At 38.0% G+C, this 14,448-nt stretch carries 13 protein-coding genes and 1 pseudogene; 12 read left to right on the forward strand and 2 right to left on the reverse strand.

Annotation, left to right across the window (positions count from 1 at the left end; all coding sequences use genetic code 11):
* Nucleotides 1–4 precede the first annotated feature (4 nt).
* The 9 genes and pseudogenes from argD (at nucleotide 5) to JCM9140_RS05445 (ending at nucleotide 10,144) form a co-directional block, all read left to right on the forward strand.
* Nucleotides 5–1,170, forward strand: a pseudogene (gene argD, locus JCM9140_RS05410) (acetylornithine transaminase).
* Between the two features lie 108 nt (nucleotides 1,171–1,278).
* Complete coding sequence (locus JCM9140_RS05415; RefSeq protein WP_034743407.1) at nucleotides 1,279–2,358, forward strand: carbamoyl phosphate synthase small subunit; 1,080 nt, start codon at nucleotides 1,279–1,281, stop codon at nucleotides 2,356–2,358.
* Nucleotides 2,351–5,500 carry a carbamoyl-phosphate synthase (glutamine-hydrolyzing) large subunit gene (gene carB, locus JCM9140_RS05420; protein WP_034743409.1) on the forward strand — a complete coding sequence of 1,050 codons (3,150 nt, stop codon included), beginning with the start codon at nucleotides 2,351–2,353 and terminating at the stop codon, nucleotides 5,498–5,500. The genes JCM9140_RS05415 and carB overlap by 8 nt, the downstream gene beginning before the upstream one ends.
* A 16-nt stretch (nucleotides 5,501–5,516) precedes the next feature.
* Nucleotides 5,517–6,467: an ornithine carbamoyltransferase gene (gene argF / locus JCM9140_RS05425; protein WP_034743411.1), complete on the forward strand. Its 951-nt coding sequence runs from the start codon at nucleotides 5,517–5,519 to the stop codon at nucleotides 6,465–6,467.
* A 59-nt stretch (nucleotides 6,468–6,526) separates the two neighbouring features.
* On the forward strand, nucleotides 6,527–6,718 hold the full coding sequence (locus JCM9140_RS05430; RefSeq protein ID WP_034743413.1) for a YjzC family protein: 192 nt from the start codon (nucleotides 6,527–6,529) through the stop codon (nucleotides 6,716–6,718).
* Between the two features lie 362 nt (nucleotides 6,719–7,080).
* Nucleotides 7,081–7,824, forward strand: a complete 744-nt coding sequence (locus JCM9140_RS05435) for a hypothetical protein (RefSeq protein ID WP_034743415.1) — start codon at nucleotides 7,081–7,083, stop codon at nucleotides 7,822–7,824.
* A 64-nt stretch (nucleotides 7,825–7,888) separates the two neighbouring features.
* Nucleotides 7,889–8,785: an NAD-dependent epimerase/dehydratase family protein gene (locus tag JCM9140_RS05440; RefSeq protein ID WP_034743417.1), complete on the forward strand. Its 897-nt coding sequence runs from the start codon at nucleotides 7,889–7,891 to the stop codon at nucleotides 8,783–8,785.
* Nucleotides 8,786–8,796: 11 nt separating this feature from the next.
* Nucleotides 8,797–8,961 carry a hypothetical protein gene (locus JCM9140_RS23600; RefSeq protein ID WP_156314785.1) on the forward strand — a complete coding sequence of 55 codons (165 nt, stop codon included), beginning with the start codon at nucleotides 8,797–8,799 and terminating at the stop codon, nucleotides 8,959–8,961.
* 205 nt (nucleotides 8,962–9,166) lie between these two features.
* On the forward strand, nucleotides 9,167–10,144 hold the full coding sequence (locus JCM9140_RS05445) for an HD domain-containing protein (protein WP_034743420.1): 978 nt from the start codon (nucleotides 9,167–9,169) through the stop codon (nucleotides 10,142–10,144).
* 249 nt (nucleotides 10,145–10,393) lie between these two features.
* Here JCM9140_RS05445 and JCM9140_RS05450 read toward each other — a convergent pair whose 3' ends face one another.
* Nucleotides 10,394–11,986, reverse strand: a complete 1,593-nt coding sequence (locus tag JCM9140_RS05450) for a peptide chain release factor 3 (protein WP_034743423.1) — start codon at nucleotides 11,984–11,986, stop codon at nucleotides 10,394–10,396.
* Nucleotides 11,987–12,272: 286 nt separating this feature from the next.
* Between JCM9140_RS05450 and JCM9140_RS05455 the strand changes: the two genes are divergently transcribed.
* The 3 genes from JCM9140_RS05455 (at nucleotide 12,273) to JCM9140_RS05465 (ending at nucleotide 13,904) form a co-directional block, all read left to right on the forward strand.
* Entirely contained in the window at nucleotides 12,273–13,235 is a 963-nt protein-coding gene (locus JCM9140_RS05455; RefSeq protein ID WP_052002077.1) for a BMP family ABC transporter substrate-binding protein, read from the forward strand.
* 69 nt (nucleotides 13,236–13,304) lie between these two features.
* A complete protein-coding gene (locus tag JCM9140_RS05460) occupies nucleotides 13,305–13,487 on the forward strand; it encodes a ComZ family protein (protein WP_034743426.1) in 183 nt (60 codons plus the stop codon).
* Nucleotides 13,488–13,571: 84 nt separating this feature from the next.
* Nucleotides 13,572–13,904: a hypothetical protein gene (locus tag JCM9140_RS05465; protein ID WP_034743428.1), complete on the forward strand. Its 333-nt coding sequence runs from the start codon at nucleotides 13,572–13,574 to the stop codon at nucleotides 13,902–13,904.
* A 20-nt stretch (nucleotides 13,905–13,924) separates the two neighbouring features.
* Here the strand turns inward: JCM9140_RS05465 and JCM9140_RS05470 are convergent, their stop codons facing one another.
* Nucleotides 13,925–14,287, reverse strand: coding sequence for a hypothetical protein (locus JCM9140_RS05470; protein WP_034743431.1), 363 nt, complete (start codon nucleotides 14,285–14,287; stop codon nucleotides 13,925–13,927).
* Nucleotides 14,288–14,448 lie beyond the last annotated feature (161 nt).

A 14,448-nucleotide genomic window follows, 5' to 3' on the forward strand; every position in this document is an offset into this window, starting at 1 on the left:
AATGATGAGTGCACTTTTTCCAACATACGCGAGATGGGACATTACACCGAAAAAGGGGTAGGTTCAAAATTAATTGATGTGAATGGGAAGGAATATTTAGATTTTATTTCTGGTATTGCTGTTTGCAATTTAGGACATTGCCATCCAAAAGTGGTAGAAGCGGTTGAAGAACAAATGAAAAAGCTCTGGCATGTATCGAATTTGTTTCAAATTGAAGGGCAAGAGCAAGTAGCTCAACTGCTCGTTGATCATAGTGTCTTGGATTATGTCTTTTTCTGCAACAGTGGTGCTGAGGCGAATGAAGCAGCTATTAAGCTAGCAAGAAAGTCAACTGGAAAACATCATATTGTTAGTTTAACCAATTCATTTCATGGTCGTACATTAGGCAGTATGTCAGCAACAGGTCAGGATAAAATTCATCAAGGATTTGGTCCGCTTTTGACAGAGTTTACGTATATTGAAATGAACGATCCAAAAGCTCTAGAAGAAGCTGTAACGGAAAAAACAGCAGCGATTATGGTTGAAGTGATTCAAGGTGAAGGTGGAATTCGCCTAATGAGCAACGAGTATGCCGAAGCATTAACGAGCATATGTGAAAAGCACAACTGTCTACTGATCGTTGATGAAGTTCAAACAGGTATTGGTCGTACTGGAACAGCTTTTGCATACGAACAATTCAACCTTTCACCAGATATTGTGACAGTAGCAAAAGGATTAGGGAACGGATTTCCGGTTGGAGCGTTACTGGGGAAGGCATCATTAAAAGAAGCCTTTCAACCTGGAAGTCATGGGTCAACCTTTGGGGGGAATCCACTAGCAATGGCTGCGGCGAAAGCTGTGTTGACGGAAGTGTTCCAAAAAGACTTGCTACAATCTGTTGAGGAAAAAGGAAATTGGTTCCAACAACAATTGCAGCAAAAAGTCGGGCATTTCCAGGTCGTGGATGAGATTCGTGGGAAAGGACTTATGGTTGGAATCGCTTGTCATACCGAAGTGGCCCCTGTCATCAAAGCTTGTCTAGAAAAAGGATTGCTTGTTTTACCAGCTGGACCTAAGGTACTTCGAATTTTACCACCTTTGGTTGTAACGAAAGATGAATTAGAGCTGGCGGGAGACATACTAGCAGATGTCTTCGCTACTATTGAACAGCAAAACAGTGTAAATATATAAAAGAACTAACAAAAATCACTATAGAAGCTGTAGTGATTTTAAACCAAATAGCATGTATAAAAATTTAGTTTGTAGTATAAGTATTCGTCAATGGGTGGAGGGAATTAGATGAAAGGATACGTCGTATTAGAAAACGGTGAGATATTTGAAGGAACTCTTCATGGAAAAGAAGAGAAGGTACATGGAGAGATTGTATTTTTTACAGGAATGTCAGGCTATCAAGAGGTATTGAGCGATCCATCGTTTAAAGGGCAAATGGTCGTGTTTACGTATCCACTAATAGGAAATTATGGTGTGAATGAGGCTGATTTTGAGAGCGTCACTCCTCAAGTCAATGCATTACTTGTCAGTGAGCTATCAAATGAAGGTTTTCATTATGAATCATGTTCTTCCCTTGAAGTGTATTGCCAAAAGCATTCAATTCCGCTAATGTCAGGTGTTGATACGAGAGCAATTGTGAAGAGGATACGAGAACAGGGCGATATGCGAGCGATTATGACTACGGACCCAACAAATGTCTCTTTTGAAGAGTCCATTCCACTTGGTCAGCAAGATGTTGTATCAGAGGTCTCAACGAAAAAGGTGGAAACATATGGCGACGGAGATCACCATATCGTGATGGTTGATTTTGGATACAAAAAATCAATCCTTGATTCTTTAATCTCACAAGGGTGTAAAGTAACACTAGTTCCTTATCATACAACTTTAGAAGTGATTCAAGGTCTTAATCCAGATGGGGTCATGTATACGAATGGACCTGGAAACCCGAAGCAGCTTGAATACCTTCTTCCGACCATTAAAGAGGTGGCAATGAAGTATCCAACGATGGGTATTTGCTTAGGGCATCAGCTTCTTGCACTAGCGTTCGGTGCAAACACGGAAAAATTAACTTTTGGTCACCGTGGAGCCAATCAACCAGTAATGGATCTAAAAACGAATCGAGTTTATATGACATCACAAAATCACAGCTATGTCGTGAACGAGGAATCACTTGAAGGAACAGGTTTTGAAGCGAAATTTATGAATATCAATGATCGATCAATTGAAGGTCTTATTCATAATGAATATCCAGTTTTTACCGTACAGTTTCATCCTGAAGCACATCCAGGACCATCTGATAGTGAGCAACTCTTCTACACATTCATAGAAATGCTACAGAATAAGGGGAGAGAGAAAGCATATGCCTAAACAACAACAGCTAAAGAAAGTGCTCGTTATTGGCTCAGGCCCAATTGTGATCGGGCAGGCCGCAGAGTTTGATTATGCCGGCACACAAGCATGTCTTGCCTTAAAAGAAGAGGGAATCGAAGTCGTTCTAGTCAATAACAATCCTGCCACAGTTATGACGGATGAATCATGTGCGGATCGTGTTTATTTTGAACCGTTAACCATTGAAAGTGTAGAGTCCATTATTAAGAAAGAAAAACCTGATGGAATTCTTGCAACACTAGGAGGCCAAACCGGTTTAAACTTAGCAATGGATCTTCATGATAAAGGAATTCTAGCAAAATACCAAGTTGATTTACTAGGAACGCCGATTGAATCGATTAAAAAAGGGGAAGATCGTGAAGCGTTTCGGGCTTTGATGCAGGAATTAAATGAGCCAGTACCTGAAAGCGAGATCGTTACAACGAGTACAGCAGCCATTCAATTTGCTAATCAAGTAGGGTACCCGATTATTGTTCGTCCAGCTTATACACTTGGAGGAGCAGGTGGGGGTATAGCAAACGATGAAGAAGAGTTAAAGCATATTATAAAAGCTGGTTTATCTTTAAGCCCTATCAGCCAATGTCTAATTGAAAAAAGTATTGCAGGCTTTAAAGAGGTTGAATATGAAGTTATGCGTGATAGCAATGATACGTGCATCACAATTTGCAATATGGAAAACATAGATCCAGTTGGCATCCATACGGGTGATTCTATTGTCGTTGCTCCTTCTCAAACATTAACAGACGTTGAGTATCAAATGCTTCGTACGTGTTCGGTGAAAATTATCCGAGCACTAGGAATTGTCGGAGGGTGTAACATCCAGTTTGCTTTAGATCCTTATAGCAAGCAATATTACTTAATTGAAGTGAATCCTCGTGTCAGTCGTTCATCTGCGCTTGCTTCCAAAGCAACGGGTTATCCAATTGCTCAAATGGCGGCAAAAGTAAGCATTGGCTATCATTTACATGAACTGATTAACCCTGTTACAGGGCATACTTATGCAAGTTTCGAGCCAGCGCTTGATTATGTTGTTGTGAAATTTCCACGCTGGCCTTTTGATAAATTTGTGCATGCTGAACGAAAACTTGGAACACAAATGAAAGCAACAGGGGAAGTTATGGCGATTGAACGAAATTTAGAAGCTGGTATTCAAAAAGCTGTTCGTTCGCTAGAGTTAAAAACAAATGGCTTAGATTTTCCTTCTGTTACTCAAAAGTCTAATGATGAATTAATGAATTTAGTCAAGCATGCAGACGATCGTCGATTCTTTGTCCTTTTAGAGCTTATTAGAAGAGGATATTCATGTGAAGTCTTACATGAAGCGACTGAAATCAATGCCTTTTTCTTAAAGGCGTTTGAACGACTTATTGCGTTAGAAAAACAAAGTAAGGAACTCACTTTTCCTTCTATTACGAAAGAGCAATTATCGAATTTAAAGAAATATGGGTTTGCTGATGAATGGTTAGCTAAAGTGTGGAATGTATCTGAAGAGGATGTTCGACAGAAACGGAAAGAGCTTGAAATTACTCCTACTTATAAAATGGTTGATACATGTGCTGGTGAATTTACAGCATCCACAGCTTATTATTATTCAAGTTATTCAGGTGAACACGATCGCATTCCACAATCGGGGAAAAAGAAGATCCTACTAATTGGATCTGGACCAATACGAATTGGGCAAGGGATTGAATTTGATTATTGTTCTGTTCAAGGAATTCAAAGTCTTCATCGTTTAGGATATGAAGCCATAATGATGAATAACAACCCTGAAACAGTCAGTACAGATTATGCAACGGCCGATCGCCTATATTTTGAGCCATTAACGGTGGAAGATGTATTAAATGTAATTGACCTAGAGCAAGTGGAAGGAGTGATCGTTCAACTTGGCGGGCAAACAGCTATTTCACTTGTAGAAGGACTTGAAAAAGCAGGGGTCAAATTATTTGGAACAAATATGGACACCATCGATCAGCTTGAAGACCGAGGTCGCTTTTATTCATTCATGCAGAAAGTAAATGTCCCTCATATTCCAGGTGTTACAGCAAACGATGAGAAGAGCGCATTGGAAAAAGCTGCTGAAATTGGCTATCCTGTTTTAATCAGACCATCATACGTTATCGGTGGTCAAGGGATGATGCTATTTGAATCAGAAACTGAATTTGTTTCTTATTTAGAGGATCAAGAGTACGAGGCACAATTTCCATTATTGATTGATGCGTATTATCCTGGTGTTGAGCTCGAAGTCGATGCATTAACAGATGGAGAAAACATTTGCATCGCTGGGATGTTTGAGCATGTGGAGCGTGCAGGTGTACACTCTGGTGATAGTGTTGCCGTGACCCCGCCGTACTCGATTGCTCAAGAGATTAAGGATCTCGTAACAGAGTATACGGATCGTATTGCAAAAGGAATGGATTTTAAAGGTATCTTTAATATTCAATTTGTCTTATTTAAAGATCAACTATACGTGATTGAGATCAATCCGCGGGCTTCTAGAACGGTTCCTATTTTAAGCAAAATTTCAAATGAATCGCTTATTGATTATACGGTTCAGCTTTTATTAGGTGCAACATTGAAAGATTTAGGGTTAGAGAAACAGACTTTGCCAGAACCTAGCTTTTACACGGTTAAAGCACCTGTTTTCTCGTATCAAAAATTAGCTGGTCTTGATCCAATATTAGAAGCAGAAATGAAATCAACAGGTGAATTAATGAGTATGGGAGAAAACCTAGATGAAGCTTTCTTAAAAGCGTTTGTTTGGTCACAGCAGGCAAAACCGAAGTTCTTTACTGAAAAAGGGACGATTTTTATTGATGTGGCACAAGAGTTTATGAAAGATTTTGCTCCATATGCTGATCGTTTAGAAGAAGAAGGTTTTACGATTGTATCGAACGATTTCGAAAACTGGGTTCAAACCGATCAAGCCGTTGCACTAATTAGCTTACCTAAGCTCGGAACAAAAGATGGAACACAATATCGCCAAGAGGCTCTAAGACAACGTTGTTCGGTCATTTCTGAGCTTACAACTTTAGAGGTGATGTTAAAAGGGCTAAAGGTGAAGGAAGTACAGTACTATGCGATCCAAGATTGGTGGCATAAACAAAAGCAACTTATAAAGTAAAAGGACGTGACAATAAATGAACGCAGCAACCGATTCAAAAACATTTTACGGACGTGATTTTCTCACTTTGCTTGATTACACACCAAATGAAATTGATACTCTTATAAAAAGTGCTTTAACAATAAAGAATAACCAAGCGGAGTATGCAGATGTTTTAAAAGGACAGTCACTTGGAATGATCTTTGAGAATGCCTCTACTCGTACTCGTGTCTCTTTTGAAGTAGGTATGACTCAGCTAGGAGGCCACGCCTTATTTTTAAGTCCACGTGATATGCAAATTGGTAGAGGAGAACCCGTTAAAGATACAGCTAACGTACTTTCGCGTTATGTGAATGCGATTATGATTCGTACGAATTCACATGAACTCGTTGAAGAGTTAGCAGAACATGCGTCGGTTCCAGTAATTAATGCTCTAACAGATGGTTACCACCCGTGCCAAGCCATGGCTGATTTGCTGACCATTCACGAGCACAAAGGTTCATTAAAGGGTTTGAAGCTTGCTTATGTTGGCGATGGCAACAATGTTGCGCATTCTCTTTTAGCTGCAGGAGCGAAAGTAGGAATGGATGTAAGTGTAGCAACACCTGTAGGATATGAAGTCAATCAAGAGATTTTTGAAAAAGCAAAGACAGCTGCTGAGGATACAGGGGCTACATTAATTCAAACCAATGATCCAAAAGAAGCTTTACAAAATGCTGATGTCATTTATACAGATGTATGGGCTAGTATGGGTTATGAACAAGAGCAAGATGAGCGTTTGAAGCAATTTAGTCAATTTCAGGTCAATTCAGAATTAGCTAGTTTAGCAAAAGCTGATTATATTTTCTTGCATTGCTTACCTGCTCATCGCGGGGAAGAAGTATCAGCAGATGTGATTGATGGCCCACATTCTGCCGTCTATGATCAAGCAGAAAACCGCCTGCATGCTCAAAAAGCAATCTTAGTATCCTTATTAACGAACCCGTAATCCTCTGTTCATGATTACAATGCAAATGGGCATTCTAATCGTGAAGGAGGGATGCTATCATGGGTCAAAGTCATATGTTTGAACCTGGACAAAAGGCTCCGAACAATGGGATTTATGTAGAGATTGGTGAAACTGGAGATATGGTTCAGAATCCGAAATCATTAAAAATGCAAGCAGGAGATACGTTTCCTGATACACAGAACCATAATCGAAAATGGATGCCAAAGCCAAAACCTAGAGCAGGTCTCTAAAAAAGGTCAAACCCTCTCTTTCTTCTTGAAGTTTTTAGAAGAAAGAGAGGGTTTTTTAATTGGCTGCTATTTAGGCAAACGGTTCTCGCAGGTTCGTTCCATTGCGCTCCAGCCACTGCTTTCCGCGGGGAGGTGGCGAGCCTCTATTTCCCGCAGGAGTCAAGTGACTTCCGCTCCATTTCACTAAGAGAATAACATTTTTTCACAGCTGAAGTCATAGGTAAACAGTTCATTTTAGAAGAAAGAGAGGGTTTTTTAAACTTGGTAACGAACATAAATAATTTAAGTTTTGCTTCCGTTTTCCATTCTTTTGCATAACGTATAAAGATACTACATTTGAAATGATGGGAGAGACGTAAAACATGATACGAGCACGTTTTTTTCGTATAGAAGAACAGTGGAACGTCATCTATCTTCCTGAACGTCCGAATGGGTTCGCTGTTTTCCTTATTGGAAACAATGGAACACTCGTTGAGAAAAGTACGAGTGACTGGGAGCATCACCCTGAAAAAAACCAATTTCTTCATGATCTTTTAAGCAGAGGATATACGGTTATTGCTTCTTCTCTATTTGATTGTCATTGGGGAAGTCCAAAAGCGTTCGAATTGTTTGAAAAGCTGTATTCACTTGTTTTAAAAAAAGAAATTTTAAATCAAAAGGTCCATCTTTTTGCAGAAGGAAGTGGCGCCTTGATCGCATTACGTTTTTTACAAGCGTACTCAGCTAAAATTCGTACATGTTATTTTGTGAATCCATGTTTTTCATTGAAATCATTTTTTCAGCAAGAACAAGAAAACAAACTTTATTTTAAACGGTTAAAAAAAGAAATAGCCAGTGCTTATGATATTCCATTAGAAGAAGTGAACTCACAAACGATAGAAGGACTTTCACCCAAATTTGTAGGTGGGGTTGTTCCACCCCTTTCTATTCACAGCCATATGCAAGAGAAATATTTCCCTTTACAAACACAAAGTCGGCCATTTCAGCAGACGTTAGCAACTAAACAAATCTATGTTAACTTACGAATTCATGGAAATGATAAATCCTTTTACAAAGCAGCACAGTCGGCCTTTCCCTTTTTCAAAAAACACGAAGTGAAATTATAGGCTCTCTCTAAATAATCATAAGAGAGATGTCTTTACATAAGTTGATAATATAGGGGTGAAGCATATGGGAAAAACACTTGTCACAGGTGGATTGGGGTTTATTGGATACCATTTGGTTGAGCGTTTGCTGTCAGAAGGAGAAGAAGTTGTAATTATTGATAAAATGAATGATGTTAACAAAGAGATTCAAGAAGAAAAATGGATGAGAATTGGAAGGAACGACTTAGTTACTCTAATTGACGGTGAATTAAAGGATTTAGATTTAAGCAAGGAGTTTAAGGATGTAGATGTGATTTACCATTTGGCAGCAGCTACTACGTCGGATAGCAAGTGGCCTAAGCTAGCTAAAGTTATTCAAAATAATGTTAGTGTTACGAAGGAAATTGTCAAAGCAATGCCGAAAAAAGCAAGGTTAATTTATGCTTCAACGGTTGAAGTATATGGAGAAAGACCTGGGGAAATAACAGAACGAACGCCAACAAACCCAACATCTGCTTATGGAATCACAAAGTTAGCCAGTGAACGGTTGATTGAGAAGGAATGTGCTGAGAAAGCGACTGCATTTCAGATTGTAAGATTACCAACTATATATGGACCTTGGCAAAGAGATGATATGACGTATCAGCAGCTAATAGTCGGAAATACAAACCCAGATATGGACCGGTCTACATTAGATGTTCTGTATGTGAACGATTGTATAGAAGCTTTTCGTTTAGCGGCTACATGCAAATGCACAAATGAAACCTTTCATTTATCTTCAGGACAGGAAGGTGCATGGTATGAGGGTCTCAAGCTTCTAGGTTATGAAGGTAAGATCAAGCCAAATGGATTTAAAACGACATTAAGCTCAAGTAAATCTTTTGATAAGTTAGGGTTTACTCCAAAAACATCCTTACAGGAAGGGCTTGCCAAACAACTGGAACATGTGAAACAATGGCAGAAGCAACAACGGTTAAGTTAGGATGTGAATAAGTGCAAAGAAAGCGAATCATTCTAGGTGTATTTGTTTTTGCTATTGTGACGATCATCGCTTACCTTCTGTTTCATGAATTGTTCAAATTGGAAGAGGGAATTAGTGTTATCATTGCGCTGGCATTAGGAATAGTAGCCGAATATGTATATCGAAAAAAAGGATAACTCATTCAAAAAGGTTCCGTTACTTAAAGTAAATAAGAAACATGTCTCATATTTGACCGTCAAATTATATGCTAATTTGACGGTTAATTTTTTGTTAATGTTATGTAAAAAGGACGAATTTTATTTGTGATAATATTGTTTCATATACGATACCAAAAGATACCAGTAATAGAAAGACGAAATGCAAATCAAGGAGAACAAATTAATGATTATAAATGACAAATTATACGGTGAGTTTATATTAGATCCTGTTTTAGAAGAGTTAATTTTAAGTGAGCCTGTTCAAAGGTTAAAGGGAATCCATCAAGGGGGAGCAAGTTTCTTGGTTAATGAAAAATGGAGTGAAACACGTTTTGATCACTCAGTTGGTGTTATGTTGCTCATTAGAAAACTTGGTGGCTCATTAGAAGAACAGATTGCCGGATTATTACATGATGTATCTCATACAGCTTTTTCTCATGTCATCGATTTCGTTTTTGATAACAAAGAAGAAGACTATCATGAAAAAATATATAGTTCGGTCGTGAAAAACTCGGAAATCCCAACAATTTTAGCTACATTTAACTACAATTATGAGGATTTAGTGCTTGATGACAGTAAGTGGACATTGCTCGAACAGCCAGCACCAGAATTATGTGCGGACAGGGTAGATTATACCCTTCGTGACATGTATACATATGGAATCATCTCGTTAGATGAGGTACAGGATTTTCTGAAAGATATACTTGTGATTGAAGGGAAAATGTATCTTCAGAACATTGAGGTAGCTGAATGGTTTGTGGAAACGTATTACAAAGAAGTTATTGATTTCTTTATGGACCCGTTAAATGTATATGCGTATGATATGTTAGCTAAGACGTTGAAACGATCACTAGAAAAAAATATATTAAACGTTAATGATTTTCTTAAAAGAGATGGCGAATTATTAAATAAAATTAAAGCATCAAATGATAAGGAATTACTAAGTTTATTAAGGAAACTTAATTCGGATGTGGAAGTAATAGAAGATAGAGAAAATTATGAGTTACATCGAAAAAATAAACTTCGTATGATTGACCCATCCATTCTAAAAGATGGTGACCTAATCTCAGCGTCGCGCTTATCAGAAAAAGTAAGGATTCTTGGTGAAGTAGCCTATGAGAAGGCTACAAGAGGGATGTATGTGAAAATTATTTCTAACTAACGTGCTTTTAAAAATAGTTTGTAAAGTCATTTACCAAATGGTTCGAACTCAAGGTCCCAAGAATTGTCGTCATACTATTTCGAGAACACTAGTAGAACGGATTCTGACAAATAAGAAACCTTTCAAAAGAATAAATTGAGCCATTTTTTTAGTTTAAGGTTAACAAAAAGCACCGCATATGCGGTGCTTTTTGTTATTTCAATTGCATTATGGACCCATTTGATTTCAGTTCTCTGTTGAACCATTCGCTTATGTTGATCGAATAAATGAATTCTCATAAAAGCTCATTTCAGGATATTTATCTATAGCTGTTCTCATTTGGAATTCATTTTCAAACAACACGACAATTCGGCCATCTCGGTCCGTTACTAAATTGCGCTGCGTTTTCTTGAATGCTTCCATTGCTTCTGTTGGACCTGCAGCCCACCTTGCAAAGGAAAAAGGCAAACGCTCTAATTGAATGTCAACATGGTACTCATGCTTCAGACGATATTCTAGTACTTCAAATTGAAGAACCCCTACCACTCCAACGATTTGCTGCTCAGCAAATCGATTGTACGTTTTAAATAACTGAATCGCACCTTCTTCAGAAAGTTGCTGTAAGCCTTTTTCATATGACTTATGCTTTAATGCTTCTTTTACGGTAATAGCACTAAAAAATTCAGGTGAGAAATGTGGCATTTCATCAAATTCAAATTGGTCTCCTTCAACAAGAGTATCGCCGATTCGGAACGTACCTGGATCAAATAAACCAATGATGTCGCCGGCGTAAGCTTCATCCACAATGCTCCTACTTTGAGCTAAAAATTGAGTTGGTTGTGTTAATTTTAAATTTTTGCCGACGCGGACATGTTTAACGGACATTCCACGTTCAAACTTTCCTGAAGTGATACGTAGAAAAGCTATTCGGTCACGATGTGCTGGATTCATATTCGCTTGTATTTTAAATATAAATCCAGAGAAAGATTCATTTTTTAAAGGTTCAATTAATCCTTTTGAACTTTCACGAGGCGTTGGAGCTGGTGATAATGTTAAGAAGTGTTCTAAGAAAGTTTGTACACCAAAGCTCGATATTGCGCTACCAAAAAAGATCGGTGTTAATTCCCCTTTTGCGATCAACTCTTGGTCAAATTCGTCGCCAGCTACATCAAGAAGCTCCAATTCTTCTCGAAACTGAGCAACTAATCCATCATCATTAATGGCTTCATCTAATTTTGGATCGTTTGGTCCTTCTAATTGAATTACGTCAATTTCCTTTGGATTATCAGGGTTATATAATTCAAGCTTTTTGTTATGACGATCATAAACGCCAGAGAATGATTGGCCCATTCCTATTGGCCATCCCATTGGATATGATCGAATACCTAGTAAATTCTCAAGCTCTTCCATTAATTCAAAAGGATCCCGACCTTGTCGATCGAGTTTATTCATAAACGTGAAAATTGGAATACCACGCATTTTACAAACTTTAAATAACTTTTTCGTCTGGGCTTCAACCCCTTTGGCTGCATCAATTAACATGGTTGCTGAATCAGCAGCAGTTAATGTTCTGTACGTATCTTCACTAAAGTCTTCATGACCAGGTGTGTCAAGGATATTCACATGATATCCATCAAACATAAATTCCATGACGGAACTCGTCACTGAAATTCCACGTTGTTTTTCGATTTCCATCCAGTCACTCATCGCATGCTTCGTGTTTTTCTTTCCTTTTACCGTACCAGCTTCACGAATGGCCCCACCAAATAAAAGAAGTTTCTCTGTTAAAGTGGTCTTCCCAGCATCAGGGTGGGAGATAATCGCAAATGTTCGGCGTGATTGTACCGCTTCTTGATAATTCATATATATATCCTCACTTCTACGTTTAAATTGTCACGGTTCATTATAACAGTGTTACGTTAATGTTTCACCTGCTCACAAATACATTGTTTAAAATCTGCTTCTATAGTTTTGGATGAAAGAAAGATTACATTCTCATTACAAGTTCATATCAAATTGCAAGATTGAGAGGGATCGAACATAACCATAACGAATAGATAGGACAAAAGTAGTTATTCTGAAAAAATACTAAGAAAATAAAAGAAGAATAGTTTAATATATATGTGTAAACATTAGGGAGAGTGTCAACATGATAAATCAACGATTACTAGTACTGTTGTTACCATTCATTTTACTATTAGGGTGTTCAACGATTCAAACTCAGACTTCCCAAGAAAATAGAGTAGGATTATTGTTAGAAGAAACAATTGATGACCAAGGGTGGAACAGCAAAGGATATCAAGGGCTACTAAATATACATTCTAATTTAAACTTTGATGTGATGTTTTTAGAAAATATGAATACCGAAGGAAAGGTGAAGAAGGCAGTAGAAGATTTCATTCGTGAAGATGTAAATCTAATCTTTGGTCATGGCCGTTATTACGCTGATTTATTTACAGAGCTTGGAAAAGAATACCCGGATGTTCATTTTGTTAGTTTTAATGGAGAGGTTTCAGGAGACAATGTGACGAGTCTTCACTTTGATAGCTATGCAATGGGATTTTTTGCAGGAATGGTTGCAGCCGCTATGTCAGAAAGTGGTGATGTAGGGGTCATTGGATCTTTTGATTGGCAACCAGAAATTAAGGGATTTAAGGATGGAGCCATGTTAAGTTTACCGAGTGCCAACATTCATATGAATTTTGTTCATGATTGGTCCAATACAGAAAAAGCTCTGTCTTTCTTTTACGAATTAAAAGAAACAGGAGTGGATGTTTTTTATCCAGCCGGTGATGGCTTCCATGTTGACGTAGTTGAAGAAATCCGAAAAGAAGGGTTATATGCTATTGGATTTGTTGGAGACCAAACAGATTTAGGTGAGTCAACGGTTTTGACGAGCACTGTTCAGCATGTTGATTCTCTTTATGAATTAGTTGCCGAACAATATTATAAGACAGAACTACAGTCAGGAAACATCCACTATGATTTTGAAGACGGGGTCATCTCGCTAGGCCAGTTTAGCTCGAGGGTTCCTGAAGCCATCAAAGGTAAAGTAGAGAAAGCCATACAACACTATATTGAAACAGGGGAATTGCCTTCTGAGCCATTGTAACTTGCTTGCGTTCCTAACGTCATCATAGTATTGTTAGGATGGTAACAATGACAATAGAGGTGGATGATGATGAATAATCCTGAAATGAACATGAAATTTATGCAAATCGCAATGAAGCACCTTCCCGAGGGCAAGAAGTTTTTAGATGAAAAAGGCATTGAATTAAATATGGAAGATTTACAACCCATGCTAGAATTGTTAGTGAATGTAATGTCCGAAGCTTACGAACTTGGAAAAGAAGAAACAAAATAATAGAAGAAAATAAAAGCCAGCTCGACCTGAGTCAAACTCAGAACGAGCTTTTGTTTTGCCTATTAGAAGGAGGAGGAGAAGCATATGGAAAAAACGGAGAAGCTAAAAGCATTTGCCAAAGAAATGAAAGAAGGCTTTCAGCTAGTAAAAGAAAAGAAAGACCATGAAGCTCTGAAAAAGTTACAACCATTTGTTGAATTAATGAGAAGAAGCGGAGCACCTCATATCCGTTTATTTGCAACGTACAGCATTGCTCAAATTCGAACTGGTGAATTAGAAGGGTTTCTTGAAACATACGCTGAAGTAAAAGAAATGGAAGCTAAAAGCGATGAAGAATTAAAATTAAAAGAGCAACTTGATGGTTTTTTTAACGATTTAATGAATGAATTGCAAAAAGAAGATGGACAACCTCAGTAAAAGAATGTGGAAGAACGCTATTATTTCTTAGCGTTCTTCGTTGTTGTTTTAGATGAAGAGTCTTTTTCGTCCTCTTCTTGATTAAAGAAAGTTGAAACTTTACTAGCCAGGGGAGCTAGCTTTGCTAGATAAGGACTTAAAGACTGAACAAGTGCGATTATTTGCATTAACTGGTCTCCCTGTTCATTGGATCCTGACTCTGTACTTGGTTTTTTTTGTTCTTCGTTCTGATTTTCTTGAGAAACTTCACTAGCGTCGTCGTGTTGCGGCTGTTCTGATGAAGCGTGTTGTTTCGACTCATTTGGTGGCATAGGCGGTCTTCCAAACATTAAATCAGAAAAAAAGTCTTGTTGTTGAGGTCCCTGATTTTGTTCCTCACTCATGTCTACCCTTCCTCCTTCTACCGTACTCTAACAATAGTGTATGGTTATCTACCTGACACTGTGTAAAGGCAATCACCTAAAAATCAGCAATATCAAAGGAGTGCAAAGCTAAAAGAGAGACTTTAAGTAAGAGTGATCTAATTAATCACAGGAAAAAAACC

This window comes from Halalkalibacter wakoensis JCM 9140 (genome assembly GCF_000513095.1).
Taxonomy (GTDB): Bacteria; Bacillota; Bacilli; order Bacillales; family Bacillaceae_D; genus Halalkalibacter; species Halalkalibacter wakoensis.

What these genes read in the sequence shown, in the direction of transcription:
- JCM9140_RS05415 (WP_034743407.1), top strand. Translation starts at nt 1,279, where the DNA reads ATGAAAGGATACGTCGTATTAGAAAACGGTGAGATATTTGAAGGAACT.
- JCM9140_RS05445 (WP_034743420.1), top strand. Translation starts at nt 9,167, where the DNA reads ATGATTATAAATGACAAATTATACGGTGAGTTTATATTAGATCCTGTT.
- JCM9140_RS05470 (WP_034743431.1), bottom strand. Translation starts at nt 14,287, where the DNA reads ATGAGTGAGGAACAAAATCAGGGACCTCAACAACAAGACTTTTTTTCT.
- JCM9140_RS05465 (WP_034743428.1), top strand. Translation starts at nt 13,572, where the DNA reads ATGGAAAAAACGGAGAAGCTAAAAGCATTTGCCAAAGAAATGAAAGAA.
- JCM9140_RS05450 (WP_034743423.1), bottom strand. Translation starts at nt 11,986, where the DNA reads ATGAATTATCAAGAAGCGGTACAATCACGCCGAACATTTGCGATTATC.
- JCM9140_RS05435 (WP_034743415.1), top strand. Translation starts at nt 7,081, where the DNA reads ATGATACGAGCACGTTTTTTTCGTATAGAAGAACAGTGGAACGTCATC.
- JCM9140_RS05455 (WP_052002077.1), top strand. Translation starts at nt 12,273, where the DNA reads ATGATAAATCAACGATTACTAGTACTGTTGTTACCATTCATTTTACTA.
- argF (WP_034743411.1), top strand. Translation starts at nt 5,517, where the DNA reads ATGAACGCAGCAACCGATTCAAAAACATTTTACGGACGTGATTTTCTC.
- JCM9140_RS05440 (WP_034743417.1), top strand. Translation starts at nt 7,889, where the DNA reads ATGGGAAAAACACTTGTCACAGGTGGATTGGGGTTTATTGGATACCAT.
- JCM9140_RS05460 (WP_034743426.1), top strand. Translation starts at nt 13,305, where the DNA reads ATGAATAATCCTGAAATGAACATGAAATTTATGCAAATCGCAATGAAG.
- JCM9140_RS05430 (WP_034743413.1), top strand. Translation starts at nt 6,527, where the DNA reads ATGGGTCAAAGTCATATGTTTGAACCTGGACAAAAGGCTCCGAACAAT.
- carB (WP_034743409.1), top strand. Translation starts at nt 2,351, where the DNA reads ATGCCTAAACAACAACAGCTAAAGAAAGTGCTCGTTATTGGCTCAGGC.